The 15,812-nt window shown below is 62.7% G+C and carries 16 protein-coding genes; 8 read left to right on the forward strand and 8 right to left on the reverse strand.

From position 1 onward, the window contains the following. Nucleotides 1-18: 18 nt before the first annotated feature. The 3 genes from GOEFS_RS11330 to GOEFS_RS11345 form a co-directional block, all read right to left on the reverse strand. Entirely contained in the window at nt 19-942 is a 924-nt protein-coding gene (locus GOEFS_RS11330; RefSeq protein WP_007318047.1) for a DNA/RNA non-specific endonuclease, read from the reverse strand. A gap of 345 nt (nt 943-1,287) precedes the next feature. Continuing rightward, nucleotides 1,288-1,776, reverse strand: coding sequence for a DUF4411 family protein (locus GOEFS_RS11340; RefSeq protein WP_007318048.1), 489 nt, complete (start codon nt 1,774-1,776; stop codon nt 1,288-1,290). After that, nucleotides 1,776-2,933, reverse strand: a complete 1,158-nt coding sequence (locus tag GOEFS_RS11345) for an ImmA/IrrE family metallo-endopeptidase (RefSeq protein ID WP_007318049.1) — start codon at nt 2,931-2,933, stop codon at nt 1,776-1,778. The genes GOEFS_RS11340 and GOEFS_RS11345 overlap by 1 nt, the downstream gene beginning before the upstream one ends. 370 nt (nt 2,934-3,303) lie before the next feature. On the opposite strand from GOEFS_RS11345, the gene lon reads away from it, so the two are divergent. Next, nucleotides 3,304-5,652 (forward strand): endopeptidase La, encoded by a 2,349-nt coding sequence (gene lon, locus GOEFS_RS11350; RefSeq protein WP_007318050.1) that lies wholly within the window; start codon nt 3,304-3,306, stop codon nt 5,650-5,652. 70 nt (nt 5,653-5,722) lie between these two features. Here lon and GOEFS_RS22480 read toward each other — a convergent pair whose 3' ends face one another. Then, the gene (locus GOEFS_RS22480; RefSeq protein ID WP_007318051.1) at nt 5,723-6,280 is read right to left on the reverse strand and encodes a TetR/AcrR family transcriptional regulator; all 558 of its coding nucleotides are present in this window, start codon (nt 6,278-6,280) and stop codon (nt 5,723-5,725) included. A 51-nt stretch (nt 6,281-6,331) separates the two neighbouring features. On the opposite strand from GOEFS_RS22480, the gene GOEFS_RS11360 reads away from it, so the two are divergent. Then, nucleotides 6,332-7,363 carry an SDR family oxidoreductase gene (locus GOEFS_RS11360; protein WP_007318052.1) on the forward strand — a complete coding sequence of 344 codons (1,032 nt, stop codon included), beginning with the start codon at nt 6,332-6,334 and terminating at the stop codon, nt 7,361-7,363. Nucleotides 7,364-7,380: 17 nt separating this feature from the next. Here the strand turns inward: GOEFS_RS11360 and GOEFS_RS11365 are convergent, their stop codons facing one another. From GOEFS_RS11365 to GOEFS_RS11375, 3 genes are read right to left on the reverse strand one after another with little or no spacing between them, the layout of a single operon-like run. Further along, entirely contained in the window at nt 7,381-7,902 is a 522-nt protein-coding gene (locus GOEFS_RS11365; RefSeq protein WP_007318053.1) for an SRPBCC family protein, read from the reverse strand. Continuing rightward, a complete protein-coding gene (locus tag GOEFS_RS11370) occupies nt 7,899-8,258 on the reverse strand; it encodes an ArsR/SmtB family transcription factor (RefSeq protein WP_040524976.1) in 360 nt (119 codons plus the stop codon). Before GOEFS_RS11370 ends, GOEFS_RS11365 begins: the two co-directional genes overlap by 4 nt. Nucleotides 8,259-8,306: 48 nt before the next feature. Beyond that, entirely contained in the window at nt 8,307-8,621 is a 315-nt protein-coding gene (locus tag GOEFS_RS11375) for an EthD family reductase (protein WP_007318055.1), read from the reverse strand. A gap of 415 nt (nt 8,622-9,036) precedes the next feature. Between GOEFS_RS11375 and dnaK the strand changes: the two genes are divergently transcribed. Genes dnaK through GOEFS_RS11395 form a run of 4 tightly spaced genes read left to right on the forward strand, consistent with a single transcriptional unit; the run spans nt 9,037 to nt 13,107 of the window. Next, the gene (gene dnaK, locus GOEFS_RS11380; protein ID WP_007318056.1) at nt 9,037-10,887 is read left to right on the forward strand and encodes a molecular chaperone DnaK; all 1,851 of its coding nucleotides are present in this window, start codon (nt 9,037-9,039) and stop codon (nt 10,885-10,887) included. Then, a complete protein-coding gene (grpE, locus tag GOEFS_RS11385) occupies nt 10,884-11,480 on the forward strand; it encodes a nucleotide exchange factor GrpE (protein WP_007318057.1) in 597 nt (198 codons plus the stop codon). The genes dnaK and grpE overlap by 4 nt, the downstream gene beginning before the upstream one ends. Nucleotides 11,481-11,526: 46 nt before the next feature. Further along, nucleotides 11,527-12,714: a molecular chaperone DnaJ gene (gene dnaJ, locus GOEFS_RS11390; RefSeq protein WP_007318058.1), complete on the forward strand. Its 1,188-nt coding sequence runs from the start codon at nt 11,527-11,529 to the stop codon at nt 12,712-12,714. Between the two features lie 3 nt (nt 12,715-12,717). After that, complete coding sequence (locus tag GOEFS_RS11395) at nt 12,718-13,107, forward strand: heat shock protein transcriptional repressor HspR (RefSeq protein ID WP_007318059.1); 390 nt, start codon at nt 12,718-12,720, stop codon at nt 13,105-13,107. Between the two features lie 42 nt (nt 13,108-13,149). Here the strand turns inward: GOEFS_RS11395 and GOEFS_RS11400 are convergent, their stop codons facing one another. Beyond that, nucleotides 13,150-13,695, reverse strand: coding sequence for a hypothetical protein (locus tag GOEFS_RS11400; protein ID WP_007318060.1), 546 nt, complete (start codon nt 13,693-13,695; stop codon nt 13,150-13,152). 255 nt (nt 13,696-13,950) lie between these two features. On the opposite strand from GOEFS_RS11400, the gene GOEFS_RS11405 reads away from it, so the two are divergent. Together GOEFS_RS11405 and GOEFS_RS11410 are read left to right on the forward strand one after the other, a co-directional pair. Beyond that, nucleotides 13,951-14,664, forward strand: coding sequence for a TetR/AcrR family transcriptional regulator (locus tag GOEFS_RS11405; RefSeq protein ID WP_007318061.1), 714 nt, complete (start codon nt 13,951-13,953; stop codon nt 14,662-14,664). A 118-nt stretch (nt 14,665-14,782) separates the two neighbouring features. Continuing rightward, a partial coding sequence (locus GOEFS_RS11410; protein WP_007318062.1) for a hypothetical protein occupies nt 14,783-15,812 on the forward strand: 1,030 nt, incomplete at its 3' end.

Consider the following 15,812-nt stretch of genomic DNA (forward strand, 5'->3'; position numbering starts at 1 on the left):
GACTGGTTCTCCGTTCGGTTAGTTGATGATGGTGCGGCCGATGTTGAGTCCGCAGCCGCGGGCGATCACATAGATTGCCGTGGGGTACGGAGAACTGCCGAGAACGCCGAGCGGGCCGGGGCCGTAGCTCGGAGTAACGCTGTAGGTGACTTTGCACCCGCGGCCATTCTTCACAGCTTCGTATACCTGGCGCTCGATGGTGCGCATTTTGCCGTTAGCGCTGCGGGTTAGAGCCATGATGTTGCGGGCGTCGCCGCCTTTACCGCCGAGAATCTTGGCGAGGAGGTGCCCGCGCACAGTCCGTGGACCACCGAATCCGCGTGGGGTGACGGCGTTCGGTCCGCGTGAGCGGGACAGGCTGCCGGTGTCGAGCATGTCCCGCGACACTTTCGCATTGAGGCTGCCAGCACGGTTGCTTCTGAGCCCACTGAAGTCAGCGCTGCCGCCATCGCGGAATCGCACGCTGCGGCCGTTGGCGGGTGTTGTGCGGTCGCTGACAACGTTCTGGCCGCGGCTGTACTTCTCCGGTTGCGGGTAGCCGGGAGTCGGATTTGTTTGACGAGGTGGCTTTGTCCCGGGGCCGGGGTTGGTACGACGCTGCGGACCGCCAGGGCTTACCGGAGGTTTGACGTTCCGGAGTTTGCCTTGGCTCTTGCATCGAGACAGTTCGGCATTCAACATATTGCCGCGAGCGATTCCACGGGAGCGCCACGAGTTGTAGTACGCGACCTGTGCGGCGGTACCGCCGCCACGGGCGTTGATCGCCGAAACTTGAGCGTTGTAATTGCGGGCGTCGGCGTTGTGGCTCGAGATCCGCCCGGCGAGGCTAGAGCAGTTGGTCGCCGCCTGCGCAGGCGCCACCGCTGATGGCAAAGTCTGAACGCCGACCGCAACGAAAGTGGCAAGCACGAACGTGACGAGCACCGCACGAATGCGATTCATGAGTTTCCTTCTCTCTCACGCGCACCGTAGTCGGCACGTCATCGATGATTCTGTCGTACGAAGGTGGCTCGATCAGTCGGTTATTCGTATGAGTGTTTAACTTTGGTCGACGTTTGGTGGTGTGGGTGGCTAGGTCGAGTCGGTGAGCCAGTCGGCGAGGTGACCCTGGCGGGCTGGACTTCGAGCGACTCCGGTGACGAGTCGGCGCATCGGGAGCGCGCGGCGCTGAGGAATTACTCGCTGCCGATCAGGGGCGACCCGATCACCGGATCCATCAAAATTCGCGCGAGAACTATCGAGCGCGACCGACGCTAGGAACGACTCAGTTCGACGAGGAAACTACATCTAGGTACCGAGTTCTAGCGTTGCCCCTGTTCGGCGCATCATCTCGAACGGATCCATACATGTGGCACCGATCGCAGCGCAGGCGTCAGGAATCTTCACCCGTCTTCGCGAATTGGGATCGGGGCGCTCGTGGGTGACTACGACGTGGTTGTGGCCGCGGGCGTGAGCCACCAGCTGGTAGTCGGCCTGGTTGCCCGCGAACTCCGCGAGTGCAGCGGGGGTGAACGGGCGAGTCGCGGCCCATGCGGTTAGTGCCGGGAAGTGCGCAGTTGTGGCTTGGTCGATCGGATGGAAAAACGAGCTATTTGTGAGTGCCCAGGCTGCGAGTTCATCGGCCCCGCCGACTAGTTCCGCCTTCACTGCTTCAATGCTGCCCACTTCGCCTGTTGCGTGCGCACCCTCAAGCCATTCCCAGAATCCCGGCGCGATGTCGAAGGCGTAATACCGATTCTTCGCCTCAATGAGGACGTTCGAGTCGACCAGGAACATCAGCCCACTCCAAGCTCGTCTGCGAGGCGGGTGAATGTCTCGTGTTTTCTGGTGCCGAGAAGCTGAAATGCGTCGCGGAAGCTCGTGTCGCCCTGGTAAGTACTGTTTACGACCGCCCGTGCGAACTGTCGGCTCAACCGAAGCGGTTGGGTGTTGTAGTAGTTGCCTCCGGAATTCTCTCCCCGTCGGCGCTTCGCATGCTCAACGACAGCCTCATGTTCCTCTTCGTATCGCTTCCTGTACGTGTCCCAGCTGAGAAACCGTGCGTCGAACAGCCTCTTGAGGATCACCAGCGTGCTGACCCGGTAGCGGCGCGAGAGTCGCGTCACCTCCTCGTGCGTTGCCTCGCCCGAATAGTCCCGGCGCAGCGCCGCCAGGGGCACGAGTACCTCTGCGGCAACCTTGTTGCACCACAATTCCTCGGCGACACCGTCGCGTGCCACCATCGCAGCGTCGGATAATGCGCTACCGCCAAGCCAGACATGCGCAAGCTCGTGGATCAGAGTGAAGATCTGCGCTGCTTTAGTGTCGGCACCATTCACGAAGATCAGCGGTACCGCTGGGTCAGATAGTGCGAAGCCACGGAACTCGTCAGAGTCCAAGACGCGGTGCGTATCTCCGCCGACGATGCCGTTCACCATCACGAGCACGCCGATACTCTCAATCCGGTCGATCAGGCGACGTAACGCGTCATCGGAGCTGGCGAACACAGTCCGCTCCGTTAGGTCGAATCCCAAAGCGCCGCGGATCCCCTGCGCAGCGACCACAGAGGGCGTGTCTGTTGTCGAAGAACCGACAAACTCCAACTCAGGGGCGCCGTGATCGCGGGCGTACTCCCGGTACCAGTCCTGACGCGTTTGGCATATGTATATAGAGTCCAGCAGATCAACGGACGGGCGCGGAACTGCTGCGTTGCCGATAGTACGCATGTCGGGAATGGGGACCGGCTCGTTCGGTGGTTCGGGCAGAAATAACAGGCCGAATGGGGCGTGCGTCTTTTGTGCAAACTCCTCCAGCTGCTTGAGCGTGGGGCGGGCATCACCATTGAGCCATGCCGCGAGCTTTGGCGCTCGTCGAGCTGTAGTCTCATCGTCCCAGCCCGCCCGTTCGACGGCCCATTCCAGAAGGCTTGGAACGACATCAACGCGAACCGGCATCCGACCGCACCCCTTCCTGGTATTGCGACATTATCAGCTTGTCCTGGGCGCCAGCAGTTCGAATCTCGAGAGCTTCGAGGTTGCGGCGACTGCGCTTCACACGGTCACTATCGCAGGCAATCCTGACAAGACACAGCGGCAACGACTTGGAGATTCCGCGCGCCCTTGTGCCGAGCGCCCGCGAACGAGGTTTGCTGCTGGTGGGATCTACGAGGCCGAGTGGCTAGCGCCTGCTCACCTATCATTTCGTCTCCAGTGTGAAATGACACGCAACTTGAGGACCACCCCCGTTCGCCCCTGGCGAAATATCCTCGGGAACAAATATCCAGCCACCTAGGTTGAGCCCAGCAGACTTAACTTTGGAGGTTTGATGTCTGACACATATTCAGTTCCCGTCCTCTTCGTTCCCGACCTGGTCGTTCTGCCCGGAATGGTCGTGCCGGTGCCGCTCGACGACACCGCGCAGGCGGCCGTCGACGCCGCTCGGGCCAGCGAGAACGGGAAGCTGCTGATCGCCCCGCGCCTCGACGATCGCTATCCGACCTACGGCGTCGTCGCATCGATCGTGCAGGTAGGACGCATGCCCGGTCAGGACGGCTACGTCGCCGTGGTGAAGGGCGAACAGCGCGCCCACATCGGCACAGGGACATCCGGTCCGGGCGCCGCGCTCTGGGTCGAGGTGGAGACGGTCGACGAATCGACGGTCACCGACGAGACTCGCGAACTCGCGGCCGAGTACAAAAAGGTCGTCTTGGCGATGCTTCAACGTCGTGAAGCCTGGCAGGCCATCGACGTCGTCAATCGGTTGACCGATCCGTCCGCCCTCGCCGACACCGCCGGCTATGCCACGTGGATGTCCGACGAACAGAAACGCGACCTGCTCGAAACCCCCGACGTCGACACTCGACTACGCCAACTGATCGAGCAGACCAACGAACACCTCGCCGAAACTGAGGTCAGCGAGAAGATCGCCAACGACGTCCGCGACGGCATGGAGAAGCAGCAGAAGGAATTCCTGCTTCGCCAGCAGCTCAACGCCATTCGCAAGGAACTCGGCGAAGATGAACCCGACGGCGCCGACGATTATCGCGCACGGGTGGAGGCCGCCGACCTACCCGATGAGGTGCGTAAAGCCGCACTCCGCGAGGTCGGCAAACTCGAACGGTCCAGCGACCAGTCGCCAGAAACCGGCTGGATCCGCACCTGGCTCGACACTGTCCTCGACCTTCCCTGGTCGGTGACCACCGAGGACTCGACCGACATCAAGGGCGCTCGCGAAATCCTAGACGCCGACCATCACGGCCTCGACGACGTGAAAGATCGCATCGTCGAATACCTCGCCGTGCGTGCCCGACGTTCACAACGCGGCATGTCCGTCATCGGCGGTCGCGGCTCGGGCGCGGTGATGGTTCTTGCCGGCCCTCCCGGCGTCGGTAAGACGTCGCTCGGCGAGTCAGTGGCCCGCGCTCTCGGACGCAAGTTCGTCCGGGTCGCCCTCGGCGGCGTCCGCGACGAGGCGGAGATCCGCGGTCACCGTCGCACCTACGTCGGTGCGCTGCCGGGTCGTATCGTTCGTGCGATCGGCGAGGCGGGATCTATGAATCCCGTTGTGCTGCTTGATGAAATCGACAAGGTCGGCTCTGACTACCGCGGCGATCCCGCGGCGGCATTGCTGGAGGTTTTGGATCCGGCGCAGAACCACACGTTCCGCGACCACTACCTCGACATCGACCTTGACCTCTCCGACGTCGTATTCCTCGCGACCGCCAACGTCGTCGAGAACATCCCGTCCGCCCTGCTGGACCGGATGGAATTGGTGACCATCGACGGCTACACCGAGGACGACAAGGTGGCCATCGCACGTGACTACCTGGTGCCACGACAGTTGGAGCGCACCGCATTAACCGCCGACGAAGTGGCCATCACCGACGCCGCTCTGCGTGAGGTCGCCGCGAACTACACCCGCGAACCGGGCGTGCGACAGTTCGAGCGGCTACTCGCCAAGGCACTGCGCAAGGTCGCGGTGAAACAGGCAGAAACCGATGAGCCGATAACCGTCGACGTAGACTCGCTCACCGACTATCTCGGCCGGCCCCGGTTCACTCCAGAATCGGCGGAACGGACCGAAGTGCCCGGTGTTGCAACAGGTTTGGCGGTCACTGGAATGGGCGGCGACGTGCTCTTCATCGAAGTGTTGAAGGCCGCAGGCGCCGACGAGAAGGCGCAAGGTCCGCAACTCAAGCTGACCGGCCAGCTCGGTGACGTCATGAAGGAGTCGGCGCAGATCGCGTTGAGTTACGTACAGGCGCACGCGGCTGACTTTGGCATCGACCCAACGGCGCTCAACGGCACGGTGCATATCCACTTCCCGGCCGGCGCGGTTCCGAAGGACGGCCCATCGGCGGGCGTGACTATGGTGACGGCATTGGTGTCGATGCTGACCGGACGTCGGGTTCGCTCCGACGTCGGCATGACCGGCGAGGTCACGCTGAACGGAAGGGTGCTGCCGATCGGTGGCGTCAAGCAGAAACTTCTTGCGGCACAGCGTAATGGGTTGAAGACGGTCTTCATTCCACAGCGCAATGAACCCGACCTCGACGACGTGCCAGCCGAAGTCCTCGACCGTCTGGAGGTCATGCCGATGACCGACGTCGCCGACATTGTGGCGCAGGCATTGGAATCCGCTGGTAAGATGGGTGAAAAGGCAACCGCCGCATAGGGATCCGGGTCGTCAGCTCCGACCCATAGGCAAGCCCGGCCGGGAACTCCGGCCGGGCCTGCCTATGTCTTTACACGTCGCCGACGACCCGCCACAACAATCGCTCTATAGTCTCTCGCAACTGATCGTCGGACAGGTCGTCGAGTCGCCGCAGTACCGGCGCGAGGTCGAAGACGAGCCAGAAGGCAGCACGCTGATCCGGAGTTGGATTGTCGCCAAACAGTATTCGCAGAGCTTTCGTCCCGAGGTCTTCCAGAACAGCTGCCGCTTCGGGCTCGCGGAATAGCCCGGGGTCGCTGAGGTTCATACTTCCGGACTCGCGATACGACCGCACGGTTTCCGACGCGAATCCCTTGACGAGTAAGCTCTTCCGCTCATCTGGATCGTCGATGTCGGCCAGCGAGTCGAGTAGCGCCGCCATCGGTTCGGTGACCGACTTCAGCAGTGCGGTCAGGATCGCACCCTTGGTTTTGAAGTAGTAGTACACATTCGCCTTGCGTACGCCCATGTCGTCGGCGATCACCTGAAGCGACGTCGCGTCGAAACCGCGCTCGGCGAAGAGTCGTCGTGCGGTCTCGAGTATGGCCTGCTTGGTGCGCACGGCCTGCTGGCTGCGTGAAGTCTGCATCGCTGGTCTCGTAACTCATTAGCCGAATGGCTAATGAAACGGAGGCGTCTGATGTCCGATCGCGTGCTGGTAACCGGCGGCACTGGCTACCTTGCCCAGTGGTGCATCGTCCAACTCATCGAAAAGGGTTACCGCGTACGAACTACTGTGCGCAGCGCTTCCAAAGCCGACGCGGTGCGTGCCGCGGTCGGACGCGCGGGCGTCGACGTCGACGACGTGGAAGTCGTTGTCGCAGAACTTCTCTCCGACGACGGCTGGTCCGCGGCGGTGGCCGACTGCGACGCGGTTCTGCATGTCGCCTCGCCGTTGGTCGCGACCCGTGACGAAGACGCGGTTATCCGACCGGCGGTGGATGGCACGCTGCGGGTCCTGACCGCGGCGCGCGATGCCGGCGTACGTCGTGTCGTGTACACGTCGAGCTGTGGTGCCGTGTATTACGGTCACCCACAACGGGATTCGGCCTTCAGCGAGTCAGATTGGACGATCGTCGGTGGCGGTCCGATGAGTGCTTACGTGAAGTCGAAGGCGCTGGCCGAGCGCGCGGCGTGGGACTGGCATTCCGAGCAGGGTGGTGCCATGGAATTGGCGGTGGTGAACCCGGCGGGCATCTTTGGGCCGGCGTTGAGTTCAGCGGCCACATCTTCGCTCGGACTGATCAGTCAACTGCTCAACGGAATGCCGGGAATCCCAGACCTGTGGATGGGGATCGTCGACGTACGCGACGTCGCCGACCTGCACATACGGGCAATGGAAGCACCAGGGGCCGCCGGTGAGCGGTTCATCGCGTGGTCGCAGGGACCGGTATCGATGGTCGACATCGCGAATCTGCTCCGCGATCAACTGGGTACCGTGGCGGCAAAAGTTCCGCGCCGACGCCTACCCAGTTGGCTTGTCCGCATTGTCGGGCGGTTCAATACCGAAGTCGGCGACCTCGTTCCGTTGTTGGGCCAACGCCGTGCGGCGACCGGAGACAAGGCGCGGCGAGTACTCGGCTGGTCACCGCGTCCGTGGCAGGAAACGATCGTCGACTCCGCGCGAAGTCTTGCCGACTTCGGTTCGGTGGATGCGGCATCGGCCCTGTGACTGATCCTGGCTAACTCTCACTCGGCGAACTCGGCCACGTAATACTCCGTCATGGCGGGTGAATAGTCTTCGAACACAACGGCTTTCACGTTATCGCCGCGCTCGGCCGCTACCATCCGATCGAGGTAGTAGTCCCACCCCGGCCCCACGCCCTCGGCCATTTTCAGGTCGGGAACATTCTGGGCGAAAGTCAGTGTGGTGACACCGTTCTCCTCGGTGAGGTCAAGGCGCAGTAGCCAGTGTTCGGGGTTCTCGCCGTCGTACGGCATTGACGTGGTGATCCGAAGCCGGTGTGGCCGTTCGCATTCGTCGATGCGGAAATGCTCGGCCGGGATGTCGTCACCTTCGAAGAGCATCTGGAATTTGACGTGACCGTCGGCAGGATCGCCGGTCCAGGTGCCGATCCATCGGGCGAGTCGATCAGGTTCGGTGACGGCGGCCCAAACGTCGTCGATCGGTGCGGTAAAGGTGCGCTTCCATTCGCAGTAGGTGCCGTCGGCGAGGTCGCGTCGTCGGCCGGTGGGGGTTGGGTTGCTCATGCGGTGTCCTCTTTGTTGTCGGTGCGTTCGGTTCGACGTTCCCGGGTGGTGCGGCGCACCTCCAGATCGAGTCCGTCGAGGGCGTGCTCGGGAATCGGTGGCCCGGCAGTGCGGAGTTCGTCGAGATAACCGTGGACCGGTTCGAGGCCATCGCGGGCGAGTTCGTAGTGCCGCTCGCGTCCCTGATTGGTCGCCGTGACCAGGTCGGCCTCGGTAAGCAGCCGTAGGTGCTTGCTGATCGCCGGTCGGCTAATCGGATACTCGGCCGCCAGGTCGACCACTCTCGCGGGACTGGTCGCGAGCCGACGCAACAGCCCGCGACGGACCGGGTCGGCCAGCGCTTCGAACGCATCCATAAGACTATTGGTAACCAAAAGGTTACCAATAGTCAAGTGGGAGACTGCTCAGACGAAGTTTTCGACGATCACCTCAGCGCCGAGCATTGTCACTCCGCCGGTGGCGAAGTTGGCGACATCGGCTGCCGTTGCCTTGCCTGCGTCGGAGCCCAGGCCCGCGCCAAGTGCCTCTTTGGAGTCGAAGTCCAGTGTCGTGATGAGGTAGATACTCGGCTCGGATCCGTCTAGTGACTCACTCTTCGATATGGACACACCGCGCAGACCGGGGATTTCGCGTGCGAGCGGGATGTGGGTGTTGTGGTAGTAGTCGTCGAACGCGGCGGGGTCGGTCGGCTGGTTGTAGAGCACGGTCAAGCGGTACATATCTCTCCAATATCGATGGGGGAGTGGAGTTTTCGGGATCCGTGCCGTTATGGCACCGCGTGTGACGTTACGTCAGCCCGATGTCGGCCGTGCCCGCTTCCGTCGGCGAAAATCGGGAGGTGGTTGGTCGAGCAAGGGCATATTGCCCTCGGTGACGGACTATTCGGACGATTTTCCCGAAGCTTGGGAGACCTGAGTCGACCAAGCTCAACTTTTTTCGAAAATCGGGAACAATCCTCGACGCCCGCTAGTTACACCTACCGAGATACCTGAGCGTGACACACTCAAGTAGGCTTGACGACAGCGAAGACGTCCGATAGAACTTGAGTCCGTCGCACTGAGGTTTCAGTTCTGCCAAGACCTACAGACACACCTGGCCGCCGCTCGCCGGCCGGCCACAACAAGGAGGAAACACATGTCACGTGCTGTCGGAATCGACCTCGGCACCACCAACTCGGTGGTCTCCGTTCTCGAAGGTGGCGAGCCCACCGTCATCGCGAACGCCGAAGGCTCCCGCACCACTCCGTCCGTCGTCGCCTTCGCTCGTAACGGCGAAGTCCTCGTCGGACAGCCCGCCAAGAACCAGGCGGTTACCAACGTCGACCGCACAATCCGTTCCGTCAAGCGCCACATGGGCGAAGGCGACTGGACCGTCGAGATCGACGACAAGAAGTACACCCCGCAGGAGATTAGCGCCCGCACGCTGATGAAGCTGAAGCGCGACGCCGAGTCCTACCTGGGCGAGGACGTCAGCGACGCGGTCATCACCGTGCCCGCTTACTTCAACGACTCCCAGCGCCAGGCCACCAAGGAAGCCGGCCAGATTGCCGGCCTCAACGTCCTGCGCATCGTCAACGAGCCGACTGCCGCTGCCCTGGCCTACGGCCTGGACAAGGGTGAGAAGGAACAGACCATCCTGGTCTTCGACCTCGGTGGCGGTACCTTCGACGTCTCGCTGCTGGAAATCGGCGACGGTGTCGTCGAAGTTCGTGCCACCTCCGGTGACAACGAGCTCGGTGGCGATGACTGGGACCAGCGCGTCGTCGACTGGCTGGCCGATAAGTTCAAGGCGCAGAACGGCATTGACCTGACCAAGGACAAGATGGCCATGCAGCGTCTGCGTGAAGCGGCCGAGAAGGCCAAGATCGAACTGTCGGCGTCGCAGTCGACGTCGATCAACCTGCCCTACATTACCGTCGACGCCGACAAGAACCCGCTGTTCCTCGACGAGCAGCTCTCGCGCAGCGAATTCCAGAAGATCACCTCTGATCTTCTCGAGCGCACTCGCGCACCGTTCCAGGCTGTCATCAAGGATGCCGGTATCGCGGTCGGCGACATCGACCACGTCGTACTCGTCGGTGGCTCCACCCGTATGCCGGCCGTCACCGAATTGGTGAAGGAACTGACCGGTGGCCAGGAGCCCAACAAGGGCGTCAACCCGGACGAGGTCGTGGCCGTCGGTGCCGCACTTCAGGCCGGCGTGCTGCGCGGCGAGGTCAAGGACGTGCTCCTGCTCGACGTCACCCCGCTGTCCCTGGGCATCGAGACCAAGGGCGGCGTGATGCACAAGCTGATCGAGCGCAACACCACCATTCCGACCAAGCGGTCGGAAACCTACACCACCGCCGACGACAACCAGCCGTCCGTGCAGATCCAGGTGTTCCAGGGTGAGCGTGAGATCGCGTCGCATAACAAGCTGCTCGGCTCCTTCGAACTCGGTGGCATCGCGCCTGCGCCGCAAGGTGTTCCGCAAATCGAGGTGACCTTCGACATCGACGCCAACGGCATCGTGCACGTCACCGCGAAGGACAAGGGCACCGGCAAAGAGAACAGCATCCGCATCCAGGACGGCTCGGGTCTGAGCAAGGACGAGATCGACCGGATGATCAAGGACGCCGAAGCGCACGCCGAGGAAGACCGCACGCGTCGCGAAGAGGCCGAGACTCGCAACCAGGCCGAGTCGCTGGTGCACCAAACCGAGAAGTTCCTGTCAGAGAACGAGGACAAGGTCTCGGCTGAGGTCAAGGGCAAGGTCGAAAGTGCTGTCGCCGATGCGAAAGAGGCGCTGAAGGGCACCGACACCGCGGCCATCAAGACTGCTATCGAGAAGCTGTCGACCGAGTCGCAGGCGCTTGGCCAGGAGATCTACGCCGCCAGCCAGGCTGAGGCCAGTGCTGATGGCGGAGCCGCCGGGGATGCCGGAGCCGATGGTGCCGACGACGTCGTCGACGCCGAGGTTGTCGACGAGCCCGGGGACAACAAGTGACCTCCGGTACCGGGAGCGCAGCGAACGAGCCAACCGAGTCGGTAGATCCGACGACATCTGACGAGGCTGTCAGTGTGCCGGCTGATCCACTGGCCGAGGCCCTGGCCGCCGATGGTGACCCATCGGCGGCGGGGCCCGCTCCCGAGGACCAAGCTGACCCGGTCGTCGAGTTGACCGCGGATCTGCAGCGTCTGCAGGCGGACTTCACCAATTTCCGACGCCGCGCGGCGAAGGAAAAAGAAAGTGCGGCGGCATTCGGCAAGCAGGTCTTGTTGGAGAAGCTTCTCCCGGTTCTCGATGACCTCGATCGGGCTCGCGCCCACGGTGACCTTGAAGAGGGATCTCCACTGCGAGGAGTCGCCGACAAACTCGAGCAAACGCTTACCGGACAAGGGCTTTCGTCCTTCGGAGCGCCTGGCGAGCCGTTCGACGCCGATCTGCACGAGGCAGTGCAGCACGACGGCGACGGCGCCAACCCGGTGATCGGTGCGGTGTACCGCAACGGATACCGGTTGGGCGACAAGGTGATTCGCACCGCGATGGTCACTGTTACCGATCCCGCTCCGGAAACCGGTGCCGGGCAAGGTGATTGATCAACTACGAGTATGTGACAACAAGAAAGTGAGGAGGTGACGTCTGATGGCACCACAGCGTGAATGGCTGGAGAAAGACTTCTACAAGGACCTCGGCGTCGCTTCTGACGCTTCGTCCGATGAGATTCGCAAGGCCTATCGCAAACTGGCCCGCGAATTGCACCCCGATGCCAATCCGAATGATGCCGCGGCCGAGGATCGCTTCAAGCGCGTCTCCGAAGCGCACAGCGTGCTGTCCGATCCGGACAAACGCAAAGAGTATGACGAGACACGCGCGGCATTCGCCGGTGGCCGATTCCGCGGAGGTAGCGGTTTCGGCGGTGGTGGGGGCACGTACACCACCACCGGTGGCGACTTCAATATCGGCGACCTTTTCGGCAACGCCGGAGCGGGCGATTCGGGTGGTCTCGGTGACCTATTCGGTGACCTCTTCGGCGGTGGGGGCGGGCGCGGTACGCGAACGTCGACGGCGTCGAGCAGGCCGCGTCGCGGCAACGACCTGGAGAGTGAAACCACTCTCTCGTTCCGCGATGCCGCGTTGGGCACCACGGTCAGCCTCGCACTGACCAGTCCGTCGCCGTGTACGAAATGTCATGGCAGCGGCGCGAAGCCGGGAACCAGTCCGCGGGTGTGCCCCACCTGTAACGGGTCCGGATTCGTCAGTCGCAACCAGGGCGCCTTCGGGTTCAGTGAGCCATGCCAGGACTGCCAGGGCACCGGATCACGGATCGACGATCCGTGTGACGACTGCGCCGGCAGCGGTGTATTGGTCCGCACTCGCACCATCAACGTGCGCGTGCCAGCCGGCGTCGAGGACGGTCAGCGCATCCGCCTGGCCGGTCAAGGCGAGGCGGGTATGCGCGGGGCACCGTCGGGTGACCTGTACGTCGTGGTCCACGTGCGACCGGACAAGATCTTCACACGCACCGGCAATGACCTGAAAGTTCAACTGCCGCTGACGATTTCCGAGATGGTGTTGGGTGCGACGATTTCCGTTCCGACACTCGACGGCACCGTCGGAGTGAAGATCCCGGCGAATACCTCCGACGGACGCACCTTGCGGGTGCGTGGTCGGGGCGTGCCGAAGCGGTCTGGCGGGGCGGGCGATCTATTGGTCACCGTGAAGGTGGCCGTACCGCCTAAACTCGACGACGAAGCAGTCGAAGTAATGAAGAAATACGCCGAAGCCGAAAAGGCTTCGGGCTTTGATCCACGAGCGGGATGGGGTGCGTGAGAAATGGATTCGCAGTCCCACGAGGCGGCCACCTTTCTGATCTCGGTGGCCGCCGAGCTCGCGGGCATGCACGCTCAGACGCTGCGGACCTATGACCGGCTGGGGCTGGTCACTCCGCAGCGTACGAGCGGCGGTGGCCGCCGATACTCCTCGCGTGACGTGGAACTTCTCCGCGAGATCCAGCGCCTCTCCCAAGATGAAGGCGTCAACCTGGCGGGGATTAAACGCATCATCGATTTGAGCCACGAGGTCGAGCGGCTGCGTATTCAGGTTGCCGAGCTGGCCGATGCACTCGACGCCGCCCGCAGCCGACCCCGCGGCGATCTGGTCCCCGTACCGCGAACCAATGCGTTGGTGGTGTGGCAACCCCGAAGCGGCAAGCGGCGCGGATAGCGACATCCGCCCGCCAGTCGCGTCAGGCAGTTCCCGCGATCTTCATTCTGAATCGTCAGGCGCTTTGACCGCGAACCACATGAGCTGCCGACGACTACCGTCGCGCTTCCGCCAGGTCACCGGGCCAAGGAACAGTCCTGGTGAGACTTCGCGCAGTTCGTTGTATAGCTTGCGGCCCAGTGCGTTATTGCCGGGATGGTCATAGTCGAAAACGATGCTGGCGCGTTGATCGATGATTGATTGGCCGAAGCGAAGATTGTATGGAAACCACTGACGTCCGAATTGGACGCGATTCGTTCCGCTGCCGGTTTTGCCGTCGGGCTCCCAGGTAAGCGTTTTTCCTACCCAGGGAAACAATCTGCTCCCTTCTACCGCACGAATCGCGCGTGCGATCCGACCGTGATCCGCGCCGCGAACGGCGAGTGCCCGGCCGCCGGCGTCGTTGCCCAGCGCGGCGAGCGAGGCCGGGGCAGAGGACCTGCGGAATAGCGCGTCCAGCTCCGCATAGTCCAGCTGAGATAGCTGGTCGATTGTGATGGCGCCAGCCGCCTTGCCTGAAGTGTCCACTGAAATTTCACGATCCGACATGACTGAGTCCTCCTGAGATTGATTTGCGGTGCGAACTCATCTGACCTGGGTACTCGGGACCGGTCATACATCGCGGGCCCTCGGTATCGGAGTCAAAATTGATCGCTGTTCATAATTAGAACACTGTTCAAAATGGGGTGATAGAGGCAGGAACTATGAGCTCCGCCACGTTGGCGCGCCCACGTCGTGACTCAGCCGCGGCATTTCACGAGCAGGTAGGGTTAAGCAGCCACTTTGAGGAGGGGGCGGTAACCGATGACGGTCGATGAACAAGGTCCGAGTAGGCGCGATGAGCGCCGAGCCGACACGATTGCCGAGATCAAAGCGCACGCCTGGAAGCAGCTAGCAACCAAGGGAGCTGGTGGTATCTCCCTGCGAGGAATAGCGCGGGACATGAAGATCTCACCCGGCGCCCTATTTCACTATTTCGATGGTCAGGCCGATCTGATTACCGCGCTCTGTGTGGATGCCTATGACGCGCAGGCCGACGCACTGCAAGACGCCATCGCATCCGGGACGGACCCCACCGAGCAGTTGCGAGCGTTATGCCACGCCGTACGACGGTGGGCGTTGGAGCAACCCGCCGCGTTCACCCTTATAGCCGGAACCCCCATACCCGGCTACTCGATGGACCCGAAAGCTACCGAGACAGTCGGTCGTCGCATCCTGCTGATAGTCAGTTCGGCCTATCTCACCGCGGTGCGGGCGGGGGACGCCGACCCCGATGCCACCGACGTCCCGCCGCTTAGCGCGGGTCCCCTACTGACGTATCTCGCCGGTGAATCGATACCGGAGACTGCTGTCACCGGCATTGTGCTCAACGCCTGGGCATCGATTCTGGGTTTCGTTTCGGGTGAAGTGTTCGGCAGCCTGAGTCCCCTGGTCGCCGATACCGCAACATTGTTTGACGCCCATGTCACTACCGTGATGCGCGGTATGGGATTCCGCGATCCGATAGGCGCGCTGTAACGAGCTCGCGACGCCGCCCGAAATACTCATTCGGGCGAATCGTTGGCCGTCTGCGGGTGGCAGCGCACCCGAAAGCCGTGCGTACGGCACTTGATAACGTGGACAGTCGGAGGTGGGCATGGGCCACGTGCTAGGTATCGCAGTAGTCGATCGACAGATCGCTTCTGTTGTGCACGACGCAGAAGGCGCGCTGCTCGCCAGCAACTTGGTCGAACTCGATGTCGAGTCGCCGTCGACCGTGGAAGCCGCGATCAACGACCTGGTCGAGTCGGTCCCGTACGAGGTGGATTCGATCGGCCTGGCCTGCGCCGATCCGCATTTGATGGAGACACTCGCGCAGCGCTTCGTCCTCACCCCGGGTCGTCCGGCCTGGTACGAGCTGGTTACTGTCACCGACGTCGCGCCCGCTCTCGCGCAGGTAGCCATCGCCGAATCGCAACGTCCCGGTACGGTCGCCATCGTCAACCTCGACGAGAACAGCGCGCCGGCGCCTGGGCTTTCGATCGTCACGGTAGACACCGCGACCGGGGCCATCACCGCGCAATCGGACTTCGACGCCCAACACGACACGGCCCAGCCATCGGCGGTCATCGACCCGGCCGGCGCCAACACGGTCGCCGACGCCGTCTCCTCGCTCCCCGGCGCTGACACTCTCACTTCGGTTATCTTCACTGGTCCCGGAGCCGCGCTGCCGGGAGTGGCGCCCGCATTCGAATACGCGATGCAGCGGCCCGTGCAGATCGCGAGCCAGCCGTTGTACTCGATCGCGTCGGGCGCAGCCGTTGTCTCAACCCAATTGCCCGCGCACACCACCGTCGAACCAGTCGATTACGAGCGCGCCAATCGCCGACGCTGGGCGATTATCATCGCCGCCGTAGCGGGTGCCTTCTTTATCGCGCTCATCGCCGGCGTCGCCGTTCTATTTGGCACTGGCAAGGCGCAGCGAGCGATCGAGGGGCCGACCGTGTCGGTGACCACCGCGACGGTGACAAGTACGCAGCCAGGTCGGACTGTCACCACAACCGAAGTGCGGCAAGGGGATACGACAGTTCGTACCCAGCGAGTCACGCCGCCGCGCACCACGATCACTCGGACTGTTCCCGGCGCCGGCACCACGGTCACCGAAACACAGACCGTCACCGAAACCG

Source organism: Gordonia effusa NBRC 100432, assembly GCF_000241305.1.
Taxonomy (GTDB): Bacteria; Actinomycetota; Actinomycetes; order Mycobacteriales; family Mycobacteriaceae; genus Gordonia; species Gordonia effusa.